The sequence below is a fragment of the Natronomonas sp. genome, from assembly GCF_046483325.1.
In the GTDB taxonomy this organism is placed as follows: Archaea; Halobacteriota; Halobacteria; order Halobacteriales; family Haloarculaceae; genus Natronomonas.
Genome location: NZ_JAWODL010000013.1, coordinates 1 through 20,963, shown reverse-complemented (window position 1 = coordinate 20,963; position 20,963 = coordinate 1). Strand labels below are relative to the sequence as shown.

22 protein-coding genes and 1 pseudogene are annotated in these 20,963 nt (G+C 62.9%); 2 read left to right on the top strand and 21 right to left on the bottom strand.

Annotation, left to right across the window (positions count from 1 at the left end; translation table 11 throughout):
• Window positions 1-35: 35 nt before the first annotated feature.
• From R6U53_RS04390 to R6U53_RS04330, 13 genes are all read right to left on the bottom strand, one after another.
• Window positions 36-989 (bottom strand): AI-2E family transporter, encoded by a 954-nt coding sequence (locus R6U53_RS04390; protein ID WP_410321156.1) that lies wholly within the window; start codon window positions 987-989, stop codon window positions 36-38.
• Between the two features lie 238 nt (window positions 990-1,227).
• On the bottom strand, window positions 1,228-2,649 hold the full coding sequence (locus R6U53_RS04385) for a V-type ATP synthase subunit B (RefSeq protein WP_410321155.1): 1,422 nt from the start codon (window positions 2,647-2,649) through the stop codon (window positions 1,228-1,230).
• 3 nt (window positions 2,650-2,652) lie between these two features.
• Window positions 2,653-4,410 (bottom strand): ATP synthase subunit A, encoded by a 1,758-nt coding sequence (locus R6U53_RS04380; protein WP_410321154.1) that lies wholly within the window; start codon window positions 4,408-4,410, stop codon window positions 2,653-2,655.
• Window positions 4,411-4,412: 2 nt separating this feature from the next.
• The gene (locus tag R6U53_RS04375) at window positions 4,413-4,733 is read right to left on the bottom strand and encodes a V-type ATP synthase subunit F (RefSeq protein ID WP_410321153.1); all 321 of its coding nucleotides are present in this window, start codon (window positions 4,731-4,733) and stop codon (window positions 4,413-4,415) included.
• A complete protein-coding gene (locus tag R6U53_RS04370; RefSeq protein WP_410321152.1) occupies window positions 4,730-5,788 on the bottom strand; it encodes a V-type ATP synthase subunit C in 1,059 nt (352 codons plus the stop codon). The genes R6U53_RS04375 and R6U53_RS04370 overlap by 4 nt, the downstream gene beginning before the upstream one ends.
• On the bottom strand, window positions 5,785-6,363 hold the full coding sequence (locus R6U53_RS04365; RefSeq protein ID WP_410321151.1) for a V-type ATP synthase subunit E: 579 nt from the start codon (window positions 6,361-6,363) through the stop codon (window positions 5,785-5,787). Before R6U53_RS04365 ends, R6U53_RS04370 begins: the two co-directional genes overlap by 4 nt.
• A gap of 23 nt (window positions 6,364-6,386) precedes the next feature.
• Window positions 6,387-6,653 carry a F0F1 ATP synthase subunit C gene (locus R6U53_RS04360; RefSeq protein ID WP_410321150.1) on the bottom strand — a complete coding sequence of 89 codons (267 nt, stop codon included), beginning with the start codon at window positions 6,651-6,653 and terminating at the stop codon, window positions 6,387-6,389.
• A gap of 163 nt (window positions 6,654-6,816) precedes the next feature.
• On the bottom strand, window positions 6,817-8,955 hold the full coding sequence (locus tag R6U53_RS04355) for a V-type ATP synthase subunit I (protein ID WP_410321149.1): 2,139 nt from the start codon (window positions 8,953-8,955) through the stop codon (window positions 6,817-6,819).
• Between the two features lie 40 nt (window positions 8,956-8,995).
• Window positions 8,996-9,334, bottom strand: a complete 339-nt coding sequence (ahaH, locus tag R6U53_RS04350; protein ID WP_410321148.1) for an ATP synthase archaeal subunit H — start codon at window positions 9,332-9,334, stop codon at window positions 8,996-8,998.
• A 123-nt stretch (window positions 9,335-9,457) separates the two neighbouring features.
• Window positions 9,458-10,123, bottom strand: coding sequence for a translation initiation factor IF-6 (locus tag R6U53_RS04345; protein WP_410321147.1), 666 nt, complete (start codon window positions 10,121-10,123; stop codon window positions 9,458-9,460).
• 1 nt (window position 10,124) lies between these two features.
• Window positions 10,125-10,397: a 50S ribosomal protein L31e gene (locus tag R6U53_RS04340; RefSeq protein ID WP_410321146.1), complete on the bottom strand. Its 273-nt coding sequence runs from the start codon at window positions 10,395-10,397 to the stop codon at window positions 10,125-10,127.
• A complete protein-coding gene (locus R6U53_RS04335) occupies window positions 10,394-10,546 on the bottom strand; it encodes a 50S ribosomal protein L39e (protein WP_137277233.1) in 153 nt (50 codons plus the stop codon). Before R6U53_RS04335 ends, R6U53_RS04340 begins: the two co-directional genes overlap by 4 nt.
• 228 nt (window positions 10,547-10,774) lie before the next feature.
• Window positions 10,775-11,185, bottom strand: coding sequence for a helix-turn-helix domain-containing protein (locus R6U53_RS04330; RefSeq protein ID WP_410321145.1), 411 nt, complete (start codon window positions 11,183-11,185; stop codon window positions 10,775-10,777).
• Between the two features lie 166 nt (window positions 11,186-11,351).
• Here R6U53_RS04330 and R6U53_RS04325 point away from each other — a divergent pair, with 166 nt between their 5' ends.
• Both R6U53_RS04325 and R6U53_RS04320 read left to right on the top strand, forming a co-directional pair.
• Window positions 11,352-11,861 carry a winged helix-turn-helix transcriptional regulator gene (locus R6U53_RS04325; RefSeq protein WP_410321144.1) on the top strand — a complete coding sequence of 170 codons (510 nt, stop codon included), beginning with the start codon at window positions 11,352-11,354 and terminating at the stop codon, window positions 11,859-11,861.
• Window positions 11,862-11,940: 79 nt separating this feature from the next.
• A complete protein-coding gene (locus tag R6U53_RS04320; RefSeq protein ID WP_410321143.1) occupies window positions 11,941-12,540 on the top strand; it encodes a nitrous oxide reductase accessory protein NosL in 600 nt (199 codons plus the stop codon).
• Window positions 12,541-12,551: 11 nt separating this feature from the next.
• Here R6U53_RS04320 and R6U53_RS04315 read toward each other — a convergent pair whose 3' ends face one another.
• The 8 genes and pseudogenes from R6U53_RS04315 to R6U53_RS04280 form a co-directional block, all read right to left on the bottom strand.
• Complete coding sequence (locus R6U53_RS04315) at window positions 12,552-13,433, bottom strand: ABC transporter permease (protein WP_410321142.1); 882 nt, start codon at window positions 13,431-13,433, stop codon at window positions 12,552-12,554.
• On the bottom strand, window positions 13,430-14,176 hold the full coding sequence (locus tag R6U53_RS04310; RefSeq protein WP_410321141.1) for an ABC transporter ATP-binding protein: 747 nt from the start codon (window positions 14,174-14,176) through the stop codon (window positions 13,430-13,432). The genes R6U53_RS04315 and R6U53_RS04310 overlap by 4 nt, the downstream gene beginning before the upstream one ends.
• Window positions 14,169-16,196: a NosD domain-containing protein gene (locus R6U53_RS04305; protein ID WP_410321140.1), complete on the bottom strand. Its 2,028-nt coding sequence runs from the start codon at window positions 16,194-16,196 to the stop codon at window positions 14,169-14,171. Before R6U53_RS04305 ends, R6U53_RS04310 begins: the two co-directional genes overlap by 8 nt.
• Window positions 16,197-16,274: 78 nt before the next feature.
• A complete protein-coding gene (locus R6U53_RS04300) occupies window positions 16,275-16,997 on the bottom strand; it encodes an SCO family protein (protein ID WP_410321139.1) in 723 nt (240 codons plus the stop codon).
• A 117-nt stretch (window positions 16,998-17,114) separates the two neighbouring features.
• On the bottom strand, window positions 17,115-17,987 hold the full coding sequence (locus tag R6U53_RS04295) for an ABC transporter permease subunit (RefSeq protein ID WP_410321138.1): 873 nt from the start codon (window positions 17,985-17,987) through the stop codon (window positions 17,115-17,117).
• Window positions 17,984-18,709: an ABC transporter ATP-binding protein gene (locus R6U53_RS04290; protein ID WP_410321137.1), complete on the bottom strand. Its 726-nt coding sequence runs from the start codon at window positions 18,707-18,709 to the stop codon at window positions 17,984-17,986. Before R6U53_RS04290 ends, R6U53_RS04295 begins: the two co-directional genes overlap by 4 nt.
• Window positions 18,706-20,598: a NosD domain-containing protein gene (locus R6U53_RS04285; RefSeq protein WP_410321136.1), complete on the bottom strand. Its 1,893-nt coding sequence runs from the start codon at window positions 20,596-20,598 to the stop codon at window positions 18,706-18,708. The genes R6U53_RS04290 and R6U53_RS04285 overlap by 4 nt, the downstream gene beginning before the upstream one ends.
• A 178-nt stretch (window positions 20,599-20,776) precedes the next feature.
• Window positions 20,777-20,963, bottom strand: a pseudogene (locus tag R6U53_RS04280) (2-oxoacid:ferredoxin oxidoreductase subunit beta); the annotation flags it as partial.

Below are 20,963 nucleotides of genomic sequence, written 5' to 3'. Positions count from 1 at the left end.
GATCGGCCCGAGGAACAGTCCGTACCAGCCGAAGGCTAGCGTGCCGAGAACGTATCCAAGGAGGATGGGCCCCATGTGAATACCGCTTCGCGAAGAGAGTACTGCCCGCGCGAAGAAGTCAGGGACGGTATCGACGATGACGAGCGTGAGGATGAAAAACGCGATCGGCTCCCAGATCGGACCAGACGTCGCGATCGCCACAACGAGGAGGTACAGCCCGTAGGGATATAGACTATCTTCATCCCAACGACGGAGATGAGCGTTCCGATGCCGATCAGGAGAGCGAGCAACACCGGCGTCTCGACGACCCGTCCCGGCGCGATCAGGTTCAGACCGACATACGTGATGGCGGCGATGAGAGCGGCGACCCCGACGATGGCGAGATTACTGAGAAAGATCGTCTCGAGATCGTCGTCGACCGTCCTGAGAAACGAGAGAATCTCCTCGTCGTGGTCGATGCTCGCAGCGAACCACCGTCGAAGCTTATCATCGTCCCGAAGCAGATAGAACCGGAAGAGTATCATCAAAAAGAGCTGTGCGAGGATTCCGAAGATTGATCCCACAGTCGATGAGAGTTGCTCTACGCCCCCCGGGAATATCTCGCGGATCGCTGAAGCGTCCGTCTCGGATCTGATCGTCTCTTTGAGTTGAGCTATCTCCCCTTCGCGGGCCAACGAGCGGTACGAATCGAGGCTCGACCGGAGGGTTTCAAGCTCACCCCCGGCTAGGAGCTGATCCAGTTCCTGCAACGCGATGAATACCGCATAGCTCACCACGATCACCATGGGAACGACGACGAGCAGGATCGTTACCGAGACCGTGATATCCGGATGGTCGAGATGACGATCGAGCCGCCGATACACCGGACGGATAGCGTAGTAGAGAAAGATCGCGAAGAGCAACGAGCCGATGTACCTGAACAGCGTGAGGCCGATCGCGACGGCGACGACCAGCCCGAGGCCGGTCCAGAGGACGCGCCGCCCGTCCACCCCGCGTCGCCCATGGTTCGAAAAGGGTTCTGTGCCGTAAAAACGCCCGGTACGCTCGGCGGATAGCGTTCGAGAAGGGCGAAGGGCGAAGGGCGAAGGGCGACCAACCCGTTTTCGTGGCTCGATTCGAACCGAGCCAGCTACGTGTAGAGTACGACCGAACGGCGTTGAACGGAACCTCCACACATCCGACCGAGATGCCGCCGAATTCACGACGAAAAACGTGGGATATGGACGATCAGTCGTCGGCCGTTGCGGCCTCGACCGTTTCCTCGTCTTCGACGTAGTATTTCTCGATGAGGTCCTCGTCGATCCGGTTGAGCGCTTCTTTCGGTAGTTGGCTGAGCAGCTCCCAGCCGAGATCGAGCGTCTCGTCGATCTCGCGGTTCGTCTCGAATCCCTGCTGAACGTACTCGGTCTCGAAGGCGTCCGCGAAGTCGAGATACTGGTTGTCCAGGTCGCTGAGCGCCTCACGGCCGACGATGTTCACGAGATCTCGGAGATCCTCACCTTCCGCGTACGCGGCGTACAGCTGGTTCGCGGTATCCTCGTGGTCTTCGCGAGTCAGGCCTTCACCGATCCCGTCGTCCATCAGCCGCGAGAGGCTTGGAAGGACGTTGATCGGCGGTTCGATACCCTGACTGTTCAGATTTCGATCGATGTAGATCTGGCCCTCGGTGATGTAGCCGGTCAGGTCCGGGATCGGGTGGGTGTCGTCGTCGCCCGGCATCGTGAGAATCGGAATCTGCGTAACCGAGCCTTCCCGACCCTCTATCCGCCCGGCGCGTTCGTACAGCGTCGCCAGGTCGGTGTACATGTATCCGGGATAGCCACGACGACCCGGGACCTCCTCGCGGGCCGCGCCGATCTCGCGCAGCGCCTCACAGTAGTTGGTCATATCGGTGAGGATGACCAGCACGTGGTATCCCTTGTCGAAGGCGAGATACTCGGCGGTCGTCAGCGCCAGTCGCGGCGTCACCGTCCGCTCGACAGCGGGGTCGTCTGCGAGGTTCATGAAGACGACCGACCGCTCCAGCGCGCCGGTGCGCTCGAAGTCGTCCATGAACTCGTTTGCCTCCTCCTGTGTGATGCCCATCGCGCCGAAGATGACGGCGAACTCGGAGCCGTCCTCTCCCTCCGCTTCTTCCTCGGGAACCGAGGCCTGTCGGGCGATCTGGAGCGCGAGATCGTTGTGCGGCAGTCCGGAGCCGGAGAAGATCGGCAGCTTCTGCCCGCGGATCAGCGTGTTCATCCCGTCGATGGCTGAGACACCCGTCTGGATGAATTCCTGTGGATACTCCCGTGCCGTCGGGTTGATCGCCGCACCGACGATCGGTCGCTCCTCGTCGGGCTCGATTTCGGGACCGCCGTCGATCGGTTCGCCGGATCCCGACAGGACGCGTCCGAGCAGTTCCTCAGTCAGCGGCATCTGCAGCGTCTCACCGAGGAACCGGACCGACGAGTTGCGGTCGATACCCGAGGTTCCCTCGAACACCTGAATCGCAACGAACTTCGAGGTCGATTCGAGCACCTGCCCACGACGGGTTTCGCCGTTCGGTGTCTCGATTTCGACCATCTCGTCGTAGCCGACCGGCTCGTCGATTTCGGCGAACACCAGCGGGCCGCTGATCTCTGTTATGGTCTTGTATTCTTTCTGCATGGGTCAGTAGAGCTCCCGGAGCTGCTCCGTAATCTCCGATTTCACTTCGTCGATGAATTCTTCGTACGCTTCTGCCGTGTTCATCCGATTGAGCCGCGCTGCGGCGTCGATATCGACGATCTCCTCGACGGGGACGCCGGCTTCGAGCGCCTCGAAGGACTCCTCGTTGAGGTGTTGGATCGCCGTCAGCATGAGGTAGGTCTTTTCGGGCTCGCAGTACGTATCCACGTCGTGGAAGGCGTTCTGCTGGAGCCACCCCTCTCGGATGTATCGGGCGACCTCGAGCGTTAGCTGTTGATCGTCCGGTAGCGCGTCCTTGCCGACGAGCTGGACGATCTCCTGTAGCTCGCTTTCCTCGTCGAGGACGTCGACGGCCCACTGTCGCACTTCGGGGTACTCCTCCTCGACGTTCTCACGCCACCACGGATCGAGCTGTTCTGTGTACAGCGAGTACGACTCGTTCCAGTTGATCGACGGGAAGTGCCGCCGTTCGGCCAGGTCCGCATCGAGCGCCCAAAAGCACTTGACGATACGGAGTGTGTTCTGGGTGACCGGCTCCGAGAAGTCGCCGCCGGGCGGCGAGACCGCGCCGATCGCGGAGATCGATCCCTCGCTGCCGTTTAGGTTCTGGAACTTGCCTGCGCGCTCGTAGAACTCCGAGAGGCGGGCGGCCAGGTACGCCGGGTAGCCCTCCTCACCGGGCATCTCCTCGAGCCGCGAGGAGATCTCACGCATGGCCTCGGCCCACCGTGAGGTGGAGTCGGCCATGAGCGCGACGTCGTAGCCCATGTCGCGGTAGTACTCTGCGATCGTGATCCCAGTGTACACGCAGGATTCACGCGCCGCGACGGGCATGTTGGACGTATTGGCGATGAGACACGTCCGAGACATGAGCGGCTTGCCGGTCTTCGGATCCTCCAGTTCGGGGAAGTCCTCGATGACCTCGGTCATCTCGTTGCCGCGCTCGCCGCAACCGACGTAGACGACGATGTCCGCGTCGGCCCACTTGGCGAGTTGGTGCTGGGTGACCGTCTTTCCGGAGCCGAACGGACCCGGAATGGCGGCCGTCCCGCCCTTCGCGATCGGGAAGAGCCCGTCGAGGATGCGCTGACCGGAGATCAGCGGCGTCGTCGGGGTCTCTTTTTCGACCGTCGGGCGGGGTTCGCGGACGGGCCACTCCTGTCGCATCGCGATCTCCTCGCCGTTGTCGAGTTCGGCGACCGTCTCGTCGACGGTAAAGTTACCCGACTCGATGGCGGTGACTTCGCCGCCCTCCGATCCCGGCGGTACCAACACCTTGTGGTCGATGCTTTCGGTCTCGGGGACGATCCCGACGACGTCGCCGGCGCTGACCTCGTCGCCGACCTCGACCTCGGCGTTGAATTCCCAGGTCTTCTCGAGGTCGATTCCGGGCGCGTCGACACCGCGATCGAGGAACGCACCCATCTTCTCTTCGAGAACGTCCAGCGGACGCTGCACGCCGTCGTAGATACTGTCCAACATGCCCGGGCCGAGATCGACCGACAGCGGTTCGCCCGTGTTCTCGACCGGTTCGCCCGGCGCGACGTCGGAGGTCTCCTCGTATACCTGGATGGTGGTTGTGTCTCCTTCGATCTCGATGACCTCGCCCATCAGCCCTTCCTCGCCGACGTAGACGACATCGTTCATCCGGGCATCGAGGTCGGTCGCGGTCACGACTGGACCGCTGACGCTCTCGATTACGCCCTCGTCTGTGGTTTCGCTTGCAGTTGCTTGACTCATGATTACTCGTCCATCAGGTCGATGCCGATGGCGCGTTTGATCTGCTCTCGCAGATTACCTGAACCGGCGCCGCCACCCAGCGTGACGACGACCGGTTCGACACTCGTTTCGACTCGTTGTCGAACTGTACGTGAGAGGTCCTCAACGTCCTCGTCGTGCATGACGACGATTCCGACGCCCTCGTCGTCGAGAACCGACGTGACGGCCTCGTCGAGCTTCTCGGACTTTTCGGTGTCGGAAACGCTTTCGAAGCGGCGGACCCCCGCGAGGCGGAAGCCAGCCGTGAAGTCCGGACTGCCGACGACGGCGATCTCCTCGCTCATTGTACCAGCTCCGCTTCGATCTCTTCGACGGGGATCCCGGCTTCGCGGCCGCGGGCGATCGCCCGAATGTTCTCGATCTCGCGCTCCTTTGCGAGTATGTACGCGAGCACCGGGCAGACCGACAGCGGATATCGGTTCGACAACTTCTCCGAGTACTCGAGGAGCGCAGAATTCAGCGCGTGCTCGAACCCGATGAGACTCTCCGCTTCCTCGAGCTCGTCGAGCGCATCCGCGAGGTCGTTCCCGTAACTGCTCTCGCGGATCGCCGTCACCAACTCGTCGGTGTTCGATGCGAGCTGTCGGAGCTCCTCGCCGCCGAAGAGCCGACCGCCCTCGATGAAGTATTCCGCCGGATCGATATCCGCGCCGCTGCGTGCGATCCGGAGCGCGTTCCGGAGGTTTCGGAAATCGATTTCAGCCTCCAAAAACTCCCGATACAGCGCGTTCGGCGTGTCCGGCTCCGGCCGCCCGACGTCGTCGAGCAGGTGCCCGAAAAAGGCCCGATCGACCGCGTTTTCCAGCGGGACGAGCACCTCGGTGTTCTCGAAGTCCTCGTAGGCCTCTTCGAGCGCGTCGCCGAAGATCGTCCCCGAGAGCGCCTCGATGGCGTCCTCGATGCTCGTTACCTCGAGAAGCTGATCGAGCGTCGCTCCGGCGAACTCACCTGTTTGGATGAGGTCGTCTTCGACTTCCTCGCGATCGGCCCCCGTGTAGATACCGCGAATGACCGTCTTGACGTTCCAGGCGTCGAACTTCCGGAGGTAGTTCGCGACGTACTCGTACAGCGATCCCTCCGCCCACGTCAACAGGTCGTCGAAGTGTTTCGCTAGGTTCCGGTTCAGCGCGTACTCGATGAGATCGACGCCCGAGTGACGAGCACCCAGCGCGTTCATCTCCGTCTCGTACTCGGTGTCCTCCATGAATCGGGCGATTTCGCCGGGGCCCATTCGAACTAGCTTTCGGTAATCGTCGGCGTCGAACAGCTTTGCCCGCCGCGACCGAACTCTCGCCGTGACGTATTCGTAGTTCGAACTCCCTTCGGTTTTGATGCTCATTCTTCGAAGAGGCGCGCGCTGATCTCGCGCAGGTTCTCCTCCCAGACGTCCCCGAGGACGGAGTCGAACGTGTTGTTCACTCGAACGCGCGACTCGTCGGATTCGACGACGATACCGCCGAGACAGTCGATCGGTTCGCCGACCTCGAAACCGTCGTAGTCCGCGACGATCGACTCCAAAAGCTCCGTGTCGTCCGCCGCACCGCGGACGCGGACCGACTCCGCGTCGAACTCCTCGGCGGCGGCGTCCAGGAGCGATCGCGTCAGTTCCTCGCGCTCGTCGCCGTCGAGGCTTTCGATCTGTGCTTCGACATCGTCGTGGACGTTCTCGAGAATCGCCCGACGTGCTTCGAGACGAGCCTGCTTCGCCTCGAGCTTCGCGCCGGAGAGCTCCTGCTCGCGCTCTTGGTTGATCGCCCGCTCGGCCTCGCGTTCGGCGTCGGAGACGATCTCTTCGGCCTCGCGTTCGGCGTCGGAGACGATCTCTTCGGCGCGCTCTTCCCCCGCTTCGCGTATCTCCTCTGCACGCGCGCGGGCTTCATCTCGGATGTCCTCTACGACCGTATCAAGGCTCATTGTTTGGAAAAGTTGGGTGTGGTTTAGACCACGAAGACGACGACCAGCGCCAGAATGACGAGCGTCTCCGGCAGGACCGTCAGGATGAGGCCTCGGCCGAAGAGATCCTCGTTTTCGGCCATAGCGCCGACGGCGGCGGCACCGATGCCACGCTCCGCATAGCCCGCGCCGAACGCGGCGAGACCGACCGCAAGCGCCGCGGCCGCTGCGGGTTCGATCGCGGGGGCCGCGTCAGCGCCGTTCTGGAGTACCGGTGCAACACTGCTGGCGACAGTAGCAAGTTCAAACATTGTTTGTGTTCCGTTGGTGTGGATTGACTGCTATCCGAACAGGTCGATATGTTCGCAGAGAGTTCATAAAACTTCCCAAACGACGACGAGAGCGCCCGTGTGCGAACGATGGGCACTCGCGTCGCTATCGGGATACGGTAAAAGAACGACGACCGACGCTGGCTCAGTCTTCGGTCGTGTATCTCCGCTCGTAGCCGAACGGCCTGTAGGGCTTGCCGCCACCGTCGTAGAACTTGTTGAAGAACTCGACGTACTCGAGACGGATCCCCTGTAGACCCGCGCTCGTGATGCCGAGCAAGAGTACGAGGACGTGCCCGACGACGAAGATGAGGGCGCCGGCGAGTATCGCGACGACGAACATCGCGCCCTCCGCACCGTTGAGCAGGCCGCTGAACATGATGTCGCCGTGGACCTGATCGAGGCTGTCGTAGTTGTTGTAAATGAAGTGGACGCCGCCTTCCGAGTCCTGGTACGCACCGAGGACGAGCAGGTTGACGACGAACGCCATTCCGGCCTTCGCGAGCAAGACCGCGGCGATACGGGTGTACGAGAGCACGTTCACGAAGACGTTCAGACTCTCGAGCAGTCCGATCCCGCCCTCGCCGTAGACCAAGAGCACGAGACCGATCAGCCCGATCACGCCAGCCGCGATCCCGACCGTCTCCGAAAACCCGGCGAAGCCGAGCTCGTAGGCGACCTCTTGGGCGCCGACCGTGTTTCCGGCGACGGTCGCGCCCTCGGCGTTGAACGTGGTAAAGAGCAGGTTCGGCTTGACTGACTGCAGGTGCGTGCTGAACACCCAGACCCACGCGCCCAGCATGAGCATGAGCCACGAGACGTTCTCGGTAACGGCGTCGGCGATGCCGTGGCTGAGATCGTCGAGGAAGCCGAAGACGTACCCGATCGACAGGTGGACGAGGCCGATCACCAGGCTGATGACGAGCCACGCCCACGCGAACGCGATGCTCGCGGGTTCGAGACCCTTGTCCATCGGCGACCCGCCTTCGCCCCAGACGATGTAGCCGAGTTCGTGGAGCCCGAAGAACTCACCGTACAACACGCCGAAGATCGCCGTACAGATACCTGCCCACACCGCAACGCCACCCAGACTTCTGAATCCGGGGCTGTCGAATTTCGCGAGCAGGAACCAGCCCATCAGCATGTACAGGATGCCGTATCCGACGTCGCCGATCATGAACCCGAAGAAGATCGGGAACGTGAGGAACAACACGAGCGTCGGATCGAGCTCGCTGTACTTCGGGCGGTTGATAACGCCGACGAGCATCTCGAACGGCTTGGCCCCCGGCCGGTTGTCCTGAATGACCGGCGGCGACCCGCCGCTCATCTCGTGTCCGCCGTCCGCGACTGCCTCGCCGTGTTCTGCGTCGTCGAGTTCCTCGCGCTCGTGCGCGTGGCCGTCCTCGTAGGACGCTCGTTCGAGCTCGTCGACCTCGACGTGGTCGCCGATGCGGGCATCGAGCGTCCCGACGAGGTCGTCCACCTGTTCGCTCGGAACCCACCCCTCAGCGACGAAGGCGTTCTCCGTCACCGCGAACGTCAACGGCGCCTCTCGCTTTTGGACCTCGATCGAGAGCTTCTCCTCCGCGGCGAGCAAAAACCCGGCGACCTCGTGTTTCAGCTCCGCGATCTGACTCCGGACCGTCTCGAGTTCGGATTCGAGGCGCTGTTTCCTGTGGGTTAGCTCCTCGATGTAAGATTCCGGGCTCGTCGCCTCCTCGCCGTTCCCGAGGTCGGGGATCTCGTACTCGGTGAACGCCGTGCCGACCAGCGCCTCCTCGATATCGACGGCGGGATACAGAAAGAGGGCAACGTATCTGCCCTCCGCGTACAGTTCGTGGCTGTCGACGGCCTCCGACTCCGCGAGCGACGATTCGATCTCGTCGGCGTCCCCCTCACCGACCGCGACGGTCAGCGAATCGTACCCCAACAGCAGGTCGAGATCGATACCGAGCGCCGCGAACGGTCGGGCGGCGCCGATCTTCTCCTCGATCTCTCGGATCTCGGTCTGAAGCTCCGAGCGCCGATCGTCAATCTCGTTGACGCGCGTGCGCGTCTCTTCGAGCTCCGATTCGAGCTCGTCGTCGTCGATGATCCGGGTCCGCCCGGCGTCCTCCTCGGTGATGTCGAGGGTACTCTCGAGTGCACGCACCGTAACGAGTTTGCTCGCGGCGTCCTCGGCTCCTTCGACCGGGTTTCCGGGGGAGAACCCCTCCCAGTTCCCGTCGTAGTCGGTGACGTGAACCAGATTCAACTCGTGGACGGCCTCGATAGTCTCGTCCATCACGCGCTTGGATCCCGTTACCGAGACCCGGCTCATCCGTTTAGGTCTGAGACTGGACATTCACCGCCTCCGTGAACAACTCAACCGTGTATTCGACGACCCCATCTCGGTTCTCCGCGGCGCGCGCTTCGAGCGTCTCGCGTTCGGCGTCACCCTCCGCGAGTATTTCTTCCCGCTCGGCTTCGATCTCCTCGCGGGCTTCCTCGAGGCGCTCCTCTTTGAGCGACTGCGCCTCTTCTCCGGCGTTTTCACGGATACTGTCGGCCTCCTCTCGCGCCTCGGCGATGCGCTCCTCGCGCTCGGCCTTTGCCTCGGCTACGATGTCGTCGGCCTCCTCCTCGGCCTCTTTGATTCGGTCAAGAACCTCTGGCCTGGCCATAATTATATCATGAGACGCTTCGGAAAGCGGCTATTTGGTAGTTGCGAAACGAATTTGGGAGTTTCGTCGTTCCCCTGAACGCCGATATCGACGGCAACATTCGAAAAAATCGGCCGCCGGCGACTACTCGATGTAGTCGAGCGCGTCCTCAATGCGCCCCAGCTCCGGTCCGGTCGTCTCCGATCCCGCGACGTATCCGTTGCTGTTCGCGATCAGCCCGGAGCCGACGAGCGGGCCACCGTAATTTATCGTCCCGATGTCGGCGTAGACACCGAACAGATCCTCGAGAAAGTCGAGCGTTTCGTCGGTCGTCTTCGGGTGGCAAAGGACGCCCTTGTTCGTCACCGCCGCCGCGGTCCCGACGGTACGAACGTCGGCGATCATCCCGCGTTCGACCGGTACGTCGAGCGTGTCTCGAACCGTCCGCATCGCCTCCCGGGAGAGATCGGGGTGGACGAAGGCACCGCGATCGTTCGCGAGCACGACGTTTCCGGCGGCGTTGATCCGCCCCGGCAACTCGCCGACCGGAAGAGCTGTTTCCCCTTCGATCCGGTCGCGCTCGCGGTCGGTGATCCGCTCGCTGACGAGCAGCCCGTTCCCGTTGCCGACGGCGAGCGAACCGACCGTTCCGGAGCCGGCGACCGTCGTCGGCACTGCCGGCACCTCGAGTTCGGCCTCGAAATCCGAACGTAGTGACTCATCGATGTCCGGACGAACGAGCAGGCAATCGTCGGTTGCACGTCCGAAGACGCCGACGTAAGCGGATCCGGAGAGCGCCGCGCGGAGCACGTTATGCGGTCTCTGCTTCGACGACGGCCTCGCCTTCCTCTTCGAAGCGGGCCGCTCGCACGCGGAGCTTTCGCGGGGGTTTCGCCCGCCCGCGCTCCCAGACCGCCTCGTTGATCGAGGGGTCGAGTCGGACGGACTCCTCGTCGACGTTGAAGTGTTGGGCGAGGTGCGAACGGACGAGGCTCAACGCCTTGTCCGCGCGGTCGGTGTTCGACCCCGCGAGCACGTCCCGGAGCGGGACCGTCATGACGCGTTCGTCGAATTCGGCGCTCATTCGTCCGTGTCACTCCGACGCCAGTTGCGGCGCTTGTGGTTCCGCATCGTGTCGCGGTCCGTCTTCATGATGACCCACGCGGGAACGCGGCTGTTTTGACGCTCCAGTTTCGCGAGCCGCTTCTTTTTCGCCTTCGACTTTTTGCCCATAGTGGAGCATAGTTCCGTCGGCGCGTTTAAATTCTTGTTCCTTTGGGTGCGAGATCCTGAACGGAGTGAAAGAGCTCGAAGAGCCGAACGGCGAATGAATGTGAGTCGTGGGGTGCGAAACGCCGAGCGTTCGGGAGTGGTCTCGGTTTGCGGAGCGGCGAACGGGGTATAGGGTGCTCGCTTTGTGACTCGCGTTGTTTTCGCTCGGCACCGGGTCGGAAGCGTCGGTCAGTTTTCGGCCGTCGCCGCTGGCGGCTCGTCGAGCGCTTTCTCGTATTTCTCGCGGAACTCGCCGATGAGTTGGCCCATCTTCGCGTACCAGTCGTTGAGCATTCGCTGCATGTCGTCCGCGATCTCGTCGGGATCGGTCGGTCGGAAGACGTGGTAGTAGCCGCCCTGGTCATAGTTGACCTGCTCTTTTTGAACGAACCCGCTCTGAAGCAGTCGCTGGACCGATCGGTAGGCCGTCGAGCGCTCCCGATCGACCGCCTCCGCGATCTCGTCGACGGTGAGCGGCTCCGACGCATCCGTCAGCACTTTGAATATCTCCTTGTCGAGTCCTTTCAGCCCGTGGATACACTCGAGCAGGCCCTCACACTGCATGTCCTGCTTGAGGTATTCGCTCATTGCGTCCGCCATCTTGCTATTCGATAGGGTATCGGCGTGTATAAGTGTTTGCACACTTGCTACAATATTGGATCGAATGAGGCGTATGCGGTGTTTCACCGGGAATCTCATATTTCGGGACGTGGCCAACGGTTCATACCTGAGGAGCTACAAGCCCCTCATAGAGTCTCTGGTACTGATGACCGAAACGAAAACGCGAGTCAAAACGCACGTCGAATCAAATCCGGGCGTTCATTTCAACGCCGTAAGCCGCGACCTCGATATCGCCACCGGCCAGACGCAGTACCATCTCCGACGGCTTCTCAAACGCGGATCGTTACGGAGCCTCGAAGTGCGCGGCCGAACGCATTACTTCGCGACTGGCTACTCCCGGATCGAACAGGCAGCGATCGCTCTATTGCGCCGCGAAACGACGCGTGAGATCGTCATGTTGTTGCTCGATCAGGAGACGGACCGTCCCGCCGAACTCGCCGCGAAGGCCGACATCGCTCGCAGCACCGTTGAGTGGCACCTCTCGAACCTCATCGAGTACGATCTGGCCGAGAAGGTGCGCGACGGCCGGACCGTCTCGATTCGACTTACGCGCCCTGAACTACTCAGAGAGACGCTCGTCGAGATCGATCCGAGTCTCCCGGATCGCCTCGTCGATCGGTTCTCACGGCTCGTGGACTCGCTTTTAGAGCAGTAAGTGGCTCGATAGTGGTCACCGATCGCTTTTTCAGTATTGCACCAAACAAGCTATATTCTCCCTCCACGAACACTCGCGTATGCAACAGCAGTATGCCGGTTCGGACGGTCGAACGAGACGAACGGTTCTGACCACGATCGTCGCCGGCGGCGTGGGCGCACTCGCTGGCTGTCTCGGCGACGGCCGCGACGGCCCGGACGCGATCTCCCTCGACGGGAGCGAGGCGTGCGACAATTGTGACATGCGTATCGGGATGCATCCGGGCCCGGTGGGAGAAGCGTTCTACGGTGACGATGCACCATCGTCTCTCCCCGAAGGCCGCGAGAACGGCATCGCGTGGTTCTGCAGTTCGACCTGCACGTACAACTACCTTCTCGAAAACGAAGAGCGGGGTCATGAGCCGCAGATATCCTACGGGACCGACTATTCGAGCGTCGACTACGAACTCCGCGAGGATGACGGCACGACGGTCATCAGCGCGCACCTCGGAGCCGACACGTTCGCCGATCTTCACGATCTCACGTTCGTCGCCAACAGCGACGTTGAGGGCGCCATGGGGGCCTCGCTCATCGGGTTCACCGACGGCGACGACGCATCCCAGTTCGCCGAGGAACACGGCGGTGAGCTGTTAACGCACGACGACGTGACGCGAGAGGTCCTGTCCGGTCTCGAGATGTAGCCCGGGGTACCTCACTTTCGTATCGCGACGGCCGCAACGGCGAGCGAGCCGAGCCACCAGACTCCCAATCCGATCGCGCTGGCTACCGGAGACGCCACCCGGGGTCCGGTCCCCGCCGTGACGGCGACCGTCGCCTCGAACACCAGCCCTCGATACGCGCTGAGCGGACTGATCGCGAGCGAACTAACGAGTGACGTCTCCGCGATGAGTCCTCGAGCCACTCCGAACACGAGCGCGATATCGGCCACGAACAGCACCGCTAAAAGCGTAACGCTCGCGATGGCGATGGCAGTTCGCGCCGTTCCGACGAGCGCGGATATCGCGACCGCGACGGCGAGCATGGCCAGCGCGAAGCCGACCGTCAGGACAACGAACCGAAGGTACAACCCCGGCGAGTCCGCGCCCGTGTGTGTGGCGTAGAACACGGGTCGATACGATTCGGTGACGAATATCGGAAACATGAGCGCCGAAAGCGCGGTCGAGACGATCGCGGCGAGTCCGATCGCGCGACCGAGATACACGCCTGCGACGACCTGCCAGGACGAAACGGGATACGTCCGTAAGACGTCGAGAACACCGCGACGCTCGTCGTCGACGATCGCACGATAGCCGAACGCGAACGCGATGACCGGGATCAGTAGTTCTAGCGGCGTCAACAGATCGATGATCGTCGAGACGTAACCGACTTGCATTCCGCCGCCGATCCAGGCTATCCCGAAAAGAACGCCGACGAAACCGATCCAGAGTCCGATATAGGTCCGATCCAGTACTGCGGTCGAGAGCTCTCGTCGAATCAGCGTTCGAAGTATCGCCAGCGCGCTCGGCGTCCGCCTCGAACTCGCGCGTTCGGTGGCCTCACGCGCGTCCCTCGACGATTCCGTCGGGGTACTCACGCAGATTCCCCCCGAACGCGAACGGTTCCCGCATCCCCTGTGACGGCCGCTTCGAACGCTTCGAGCAGCGAATCCGCGCCGAGTTCCGCTTTGATCTCCGCTGGCGATCCGCTCCGTGCGACCACGCCGTCGTCGAGTAACACGACCCGATCTGCGGTGCGTTCGACCAACGCGAGATCGTGAGAACTCAATAACACCGCCGACTCCGCTCCCGCGAGCTCGGCCGCGACCTCGAAAATTCGGACGCTCATCCCCGGATCGAGCCCGCTCGCGGGTTCGTCGAGGACGACGAGCGGCGGATCGCCGACGGTCGCCTGCGCGATCCCCACGAGCCGCGTCATCCCACCGGAGAGCGCTTCGACGTTCCGATCGACCGCCGCCTCCAAGCCGACTCGACCGAGGCGTTCGACGGCGTCGGCTTCGCTCTCGCCGACGAGTGACGCGTAGAACGTGAGCGCCTCTTTGACGGTCTGTCCCGGACGAAACGCGGGCCGCTGTTGAAGATATCCGATCGAACGTGGTACATCGGGAACGCGATATTTCACGGTTCCCGCGCTCGGTTCGTGGAGCCCGACGATGTCTCGGATAAGCGTCGTTTTCCCCGCGCCGTTCGGCCCGATAACCGCCGTCATATCTCCCGGCTGGACGTCGAATGAAACGTCGTCCAACACGGCTATTCGACCGTAGGTGTGCTCCAAATCTGTGACCGTCAGTATCGGTGTATCTGTATCCATCTCACTCATGATTTCGCGTCTCGTTCGTCGATCGTCCGTCCGAACGACAGATCGGCTCGGTGTCCGTTCTCTCTGACCGTTCGAACCACTCGTCGTTGACCGGCGCACACAGCGGTGCGACGTCGATCACTTCGTCGGCCCGCATTCCCGGTACCGTCCCCTCGAATCCGGCGAGCGCATCGAGCGCCGGCGCCTGTGCGAGGGTTCCAGCGCCGTCGATCCGGTGGAGTCGCCCGTCCACCGGGTCGGTCGGAGTGTAGGGCCGCTGGACGACGGTTCCGTCCGTCTTTCCGACCGCACCCTCCCAGTAGTTCCCCTCACCGTCGTGACTCCAGACGCGGAGCCGGCCGCTGCTGACGGCGACGTGTCGCTCGTTGCCGACGAAATCGTTGTGTGTGACTCTATTCGTCGGCAACAACGCCCACGTCTCGACGCCGGCGCGGTTGTCGGCGATGACGTTCCCCTCGAAGATCGAGGCGACCGCGTCGATACGCAACCCGAGATCGTTCTCGCTCAGGACGTTATCAGCGACGTACGTTTCCGATCCTCCGACGCTGATCCCCGTCCACGTGTCGGTTATCTCGTTGCCGACGATGCCGTTTCGCTGCGGCCCGGTCATCACGTAGATCCCCGTGGTCTCCTGTCCGGATATCGCGTTATCGGCCAGTAGAGCGCCGGAGGTGAACATGAGGTGGATCCCCATTCGGTTGTCCCGCATCCGGTTGTCCCGGACGGTGATCCCGTCTGCGCGGTGCGTGTAGACCCCGTCGAGGCCGCCGACGAACATCGAGCGCTCGACGACACCCGACGAGCGCATCGCGACGACCCCCATGTGGCCCTCTCGATAGTTGTCGCTGCCGACGACGGTCGTGTTCCGGACGACGAATTCCGGTGAGTCGCGCAGGATGATCCCTGCAGCGTCGGTGTGTATCTCGGTGTCGGATACGAGTACGTCGGCGGCCTCTTCTACCGAGACCGCGGTATCGCCTTGCGCGTAATCGTCTTCGACCTCGGCATCCCACGAGTCGTCTTCGTCGGTGGAGCCGTGATCGTGGCTACCGCCTCCGCTGAAGCCGCCGTGTGAGTGGTCGTCGGTCACGGTCGGCCCCGGCGTCGAATCGCCGACGCCGGAGATGTTCACTCCGACGACGGCTGTCCGCTCGGTCGTGATCGTGAGGACGGTTCCGTTCTCGTCCCCCACGATCCGTGCGTCACCGCTCCCCCGAAGCGTCACCGGCTTGTCGATCTCGAGCGGTCCTTCGTGGGATCCCTCTGGAACGACGATCGTCGTGTTTGGGGGGGCCGCATCGATGGCCTTCTGCACCGTCGGTTCGTCCTCGCCAACGACGGTTTCGACCGGTCGATCCCGAAGGGCGAGTCGGGACGTTACCGTTTCGTTCGCCTCGTCGTGGCGGGTTGCGATCCGACCTCTGACCGCTTCCGCGTCGTCGTCGTCCGTCGGCATCTCGAGTACCTCCTCCCAGCTCAGGACCGTCCCACCGTAATCGTCGGTGAACGCCTCGGCTGACTCCCGGTCACCGAAGGGAACCACGGTCTCACCCGAGGGCGTTCGTGCGCGACTCCTCGCGACGTAGAACGCCTCTTCGGCGGCGATCCAACCGGGCGACTCGTTCGTTACTGGAAGCCCGTCTTCGGTCAACTCCACGTCGGAGTCCGCGTAATCCGTGGCGTACGCCGCTGTGGGGAATCCGAACCGCTGTTCGTGGGTCGGTTCGCGCTGATTCGAGACGAATGACTCGACGCCGTAGTAGCCGACGGCGTACGGATACTGAGAATAAAACACCTGCATCCGGGGCAGTTCGATGTTCGTGTCTGCATCCTCGATGCGCAACTCGTCTTCGAGCGTCAATCCGACCGTAACGGTTCTATCGAAATCGACCGGATCGGGCGTCGCAGATCCGAAATCGGCGATGAAGAGACCACCGATCCCGCCGACGATGAGAACGCCGACGAGGATCGCGCCGAACGTTCGAGTCCCCGTTCCGGTGGTGGGCGTTTCCGACGTCATCTCAACACGACGTAATCTTGCTTCTGTACCGTATTGGGTAGTGTGGTGTGCATCTCGAAATACCGAATGACGCGTCGCTCATCGGTCGGCGGCGGCGACCCTTTCGGCGTCCCCGCTGACGCGCTCGACGTCCGGTGCGTCGGCGTGATAGACCCGTTCGACGTAGCGGTCCGGATTAACGAGAAAGGTGACCGTTTGATGAATGAATTCGTACATTTCGTCGGTGCCACCGTCCCGCTCGTAGACGATGCCCAGATCGTCCTCGACGACGGCCGCCGCCGCCTCGTCGCTCTCCGGTCGCAGATAGTGCCAGTTTCCGGCGTCGAAATCGACGCCCATCCTCTCGCCGTGTTTTTCCAGTTTCGAGGCCGTGTCACGTTCGGGGTCGAACGTGATGGCCAACACGCTCACCTCCTCGATTCCTTCCGCGAGGAGCCTCGATTGAACGTTCGCGAGCGCGCGAATGAGCAACAGACACTCGGCCGGACAGAACGCATAAAACGCGGTCACAACGATAGTCCTCTCTTCGAGTTCGGGGCTGTCCGTCGCGACCGTTGTGTCGGCGATCGGGTCGGGTAATTCGATGGTCGGGAACGGATCACCATAGCTCGGATGCGGGAGATGCTCACTGTCACGCCCGTCCTCCTGTTGACCGAGGACGACTTCGTCGGGGCCGCCGAACGTCTCCCCGAGACAGCCGGAAGCGGCGGTCGCGACTCCCGTCCCGAGCGCTGTGAGATAATGGCGGCGGCGCAGTCGATGTACACTGGACGGGCCCCCTCGTGGTTGGCTCCATCGCATACTCACCCGTTGGGCGTCTGTAAGCTTGTGCGGTCTGGTACGTGCGTCGTACTAGCTCGCCCGACGTCGGAGCTCATCGCATTACGAGCGAATGAGGCTTCCTGGCCGTCGGAACGTTCACCGCGAAACCGCGTCGGCGATCCACCCAACGGTTCCATGAAAGACATCCCGAAGCCACACTCCCGCGTGTCGATCGATCCCAGCGACGATGATTCCGAGACTCACAGCGAGCCAGCCGACCAGTCCGACGACCGCCGCCGTAACGTCGATCGCGCTTCCGCGGTCCGTCGCGACGCCGACGACCGACTCCAACACGAGGCCGCGATAGGCGCCGTTCGGACTCACCGCCAGCGCCGTCCCGAGGAGATCGCCGCCGATCGAGTCGGTCGTGAGCCCCGCCAACACGAGTAAATCGCCCCCAACGACGACGCCGACGAGAACGGCGAGCGCGGCCGCGAGCGCTGCCCGCCCCGTCCGGACGATCACCGCCGCGGCCATCGTCATCGCCAACACGACGGCCCCGAAGCCGATCGTCAACGCGATAAACCGGACGAAGAGGATCGGTGAATCGACCCCGCGGTGGACAGCGAAGACCCGCGACTGCGGGCCGCCGACCACCGATAGCACGACGCCGACTCCGGCGAGTGGTCCGCCGACGATCCCCGCGAGTCCGACGAGCCGTCCGACGAATATGCCGCCGACGAGCGACGGCTTCGAAATCGGATACGTCCGAAGCACTGATCGGTCGTCGTTGTCACCGCTGAACGCCCGATAGCCGAGCGCGACCGCGACGAGCGGTACGAGTAACTCCAACGGTAAGAGCAAATCGACGGCGGCCGGTATGTATCCACCGTCGATGCCACCGCCAGCCCGGAGTACGCCAGCAAAGACGGCGAGAAGCCCCGCGGATAACAGGAGGTAACTTCGGGTTCGAGCGACGGTCACGAGCTCTCGCCACGCGACGGGGCCGAAACCCCTGAGACGGCTCATCGGGTATCCCCCACGACGTCGACGTGACCCGTCTTTCCAACGATCGCGTTCAACACGCCGCGGAGTGAGTCCGTCTCGAATTGCGAACGGAGCGCTTCGATCGTTCCCGTCGCGGCGACTCTCCCTCGATTCAACACGAGCACGTCGTCGGCCGTCTCCTCGACGAGCGTCAGATCGTGGGAGCTGAGAAGCACCGTTCGTTTCTCGCCAGCCATCCGTGCCGCGGTCTCGAAGACGTGTTCGCTCATGTTCGGATCGAGCCCACTCGCGGGTTCGTCGAGGACGACGAGCGGCGGATCGCCGACGGTCGCCTGTGCGATGCCGAGCAGTTGTCGCATCCCACCGGAGAGGTTCTCGACGTTTCGATCGGCGGCGTCATTCAGCCCGACGCGACCGAGCAGGGTCTCCGGATCGTCCCCGCCGAGCAGCGACGAGTAGAACGCGAGTGTCTCCGCGGCGGTAAACCCCGCTCGGAAGGTCGGTTGTTGGGGGAGATATCCGATCGGTCGATCCGTGTCCGGTCCTTCGTAGGCGACGTCTCCGTGGGTCGGCCGAAGGTCCCCGACGAGCGCTCGCAGTAGCGTGGTCTTTCCGGATCCGTTCGGTCCGATAACCGCTATGACAGTGCCCGACGGCACGGAAAACGAGACGTCTCTGAGCACGTCGACCGCACCGAACGATTTCGACACGCCGTCAACTCGGAGTAGCGGTGTGTCGCTCACGTCGAACACACCTCCCCGGGTATCGTGGTCCCGTTCGAAAGCGCCTGCGCTCGTTCGAGACGCGTCGCGTTCTTCGGGCTATCGCGCGGTTCCGCGTCGATAACGCTGTTGTCCCGCATCCCTGGCGCCGATCCTCGAAGGGTGCGCAGTCCCCGCACGATCGGTGCATCCGACAGCGTTCGGGCCGTTTCGGTCCGGTGTAACGTCCCGTCGACCGGATCAGTCGGGCTGTACGGGCGGTCGAGTCCTTCGGCCCCACTCCAGTAGTTCCCTTCGCCGTCGTGGCTCCAGACCCGAAGCGGCCCGCTCGTCGCTCGAACGTGCCGTTCGTTGTCAACGACGTCGTTTCCGACGACGACGCTCGTCGGGAAGATCGAAGACGCTCGAAATCCGACCCGGTTCCCAACGACGGTATTACCCGTGTACAGCGAGTTTCTCGCACTCGTCGTGATCGCCTGCTCGGTGTTGACGACGGTGTTCTCGCCGATGTACGCGTACGAGCCGCTCGTCGCGATCCCCTGTTCGGTATTCGTGACGACGTTGTCGTCGATGGCGACTCCGGATGGGCTCGTCATAATGACGACACCCGAGAGCGCCTGATCGGTCGCGCAGTTCCCGGCGACGAGCGCATCGGACGTGTACATCAAGTGGACGCCGAACCGCCCGTCGTTGAAGCGGTTCTCGCGGACGGTAATCCCCCTAGAGCGGTGGGTGTACACCGCGTCACGGCCGCCGTCGAACGTCGAGCGTTGGACCACCGCCGGTGAGCGTATCGCGACGACACCCATGAACCCGTCCACCCATTCGTCCGTCCCGTCGATTCGAACGTCGTCGACGACGGCTCTCTCGACGTCCCTGAGGACGATCCCCGAGGCGTTCGTTTCGGCCTCGACTCCGGTGACGAGCAGCCCATCGGCACCCGTGGCGGTGATCGCGGCATCGGAGTAACCGTACGCCGCCTCGGTTTGCCGATCCCAATCGGCTCGGTCGTCGTCGACCGGTGCGTCGTCCTCTTGGAGCGAATCGCCGATCCCGTCGATCGTGACGCCCGAGACCGCGACGTGGTCGGCGGTCACGGTGACGACGGTTCCGTTCCCGTCGCCGACGATGGTCGCTCCGTCGCCGGCGATCGTGACCGACCGGTCGATCTCGACCGGTCCTTCGTAGACACCAGGTGGAAGCCTGATCGTCGTGTTGGCCCTGGCAGCCGAAAGCGCCGCCCGAAGCGTCGGCTCGTCTTCGCCGACGACGATCTCGATCGGCCTCTCGAGCAGTTCGTACGCATCCGCCACCTGGTCGTCGGCTTCCGCGTGGTGTGTCGCGACTCGATCGCGCGCGATCGATCCGTCCGAGCGTCGCACGTCGAACTGCGCGCGCTCGTCCCACCGCACGACGCGTCCACCGTGGGCTTCGGTGAACGCGTCCGCGCGTGACTCCTCCGCGAACGCGACGGTCGCTCGTCCGGCAGGCGTCCGGGCCTCGCTCTCGATCACGAAATACGCGTCGGCGGCCGGTACCCACTCGTCCGTGTACTCCCCGACGAGATAGCCGGACTCGTCGAGCGTCACGTCCGACGGCACCGTTTCGACGTACACCACCAGCGGATAGCCGAACTGCTGTTCGACCAGCGGATCGTCCGACGCGGTCGCGGCCAATCCGATGCCCCGGTAGCCGACGAGGTACGGATACTGCGAGTAGGCAACCTGCGCTCGAGGGATCACCCGTCGTTCTCCCACCGCACGCTGTTCTTCCAGCGTCAACCCCATGCTAACCGTCCTATCGAATTCAGCGGGTTCGGTGACCGACGACCCCGGAGAAACGACGAACGACGCCGCGCCGACGAAAACGAGCAGGCAACAAACGACCACGACCGCGACTCGAATCGTCATAGTTGAATCGAACTGATTGAGAGGGATATGCAGTCTGGTACGGTCATCGAATCTGATCGTCTGTGTCCTGCTTTCGCCGCTACGTAACAGAGATTCATCCGGGGTGAAAACGCCGACTCGTTTCAATACGCGTGTCGTTTCGGGTCAAAATCCGCTCGACCGCTTGAGCGGTGTCCGATCAGTAGAACTCGCGGACGAGATCCATCGCGTTCGCGGGCGCCCCGGCCGGGATATCGTTCATCGGCTCCTCGACGCCCTCGCGTTTTTCGTAGCCGACCGAACTCTCGTCTTGATAGATCACGCCTTGATACTCTTTACTTCGATCGAGGATGAGCTCTTTGGCGGCGTCGTAGTCCGTCGGGTCG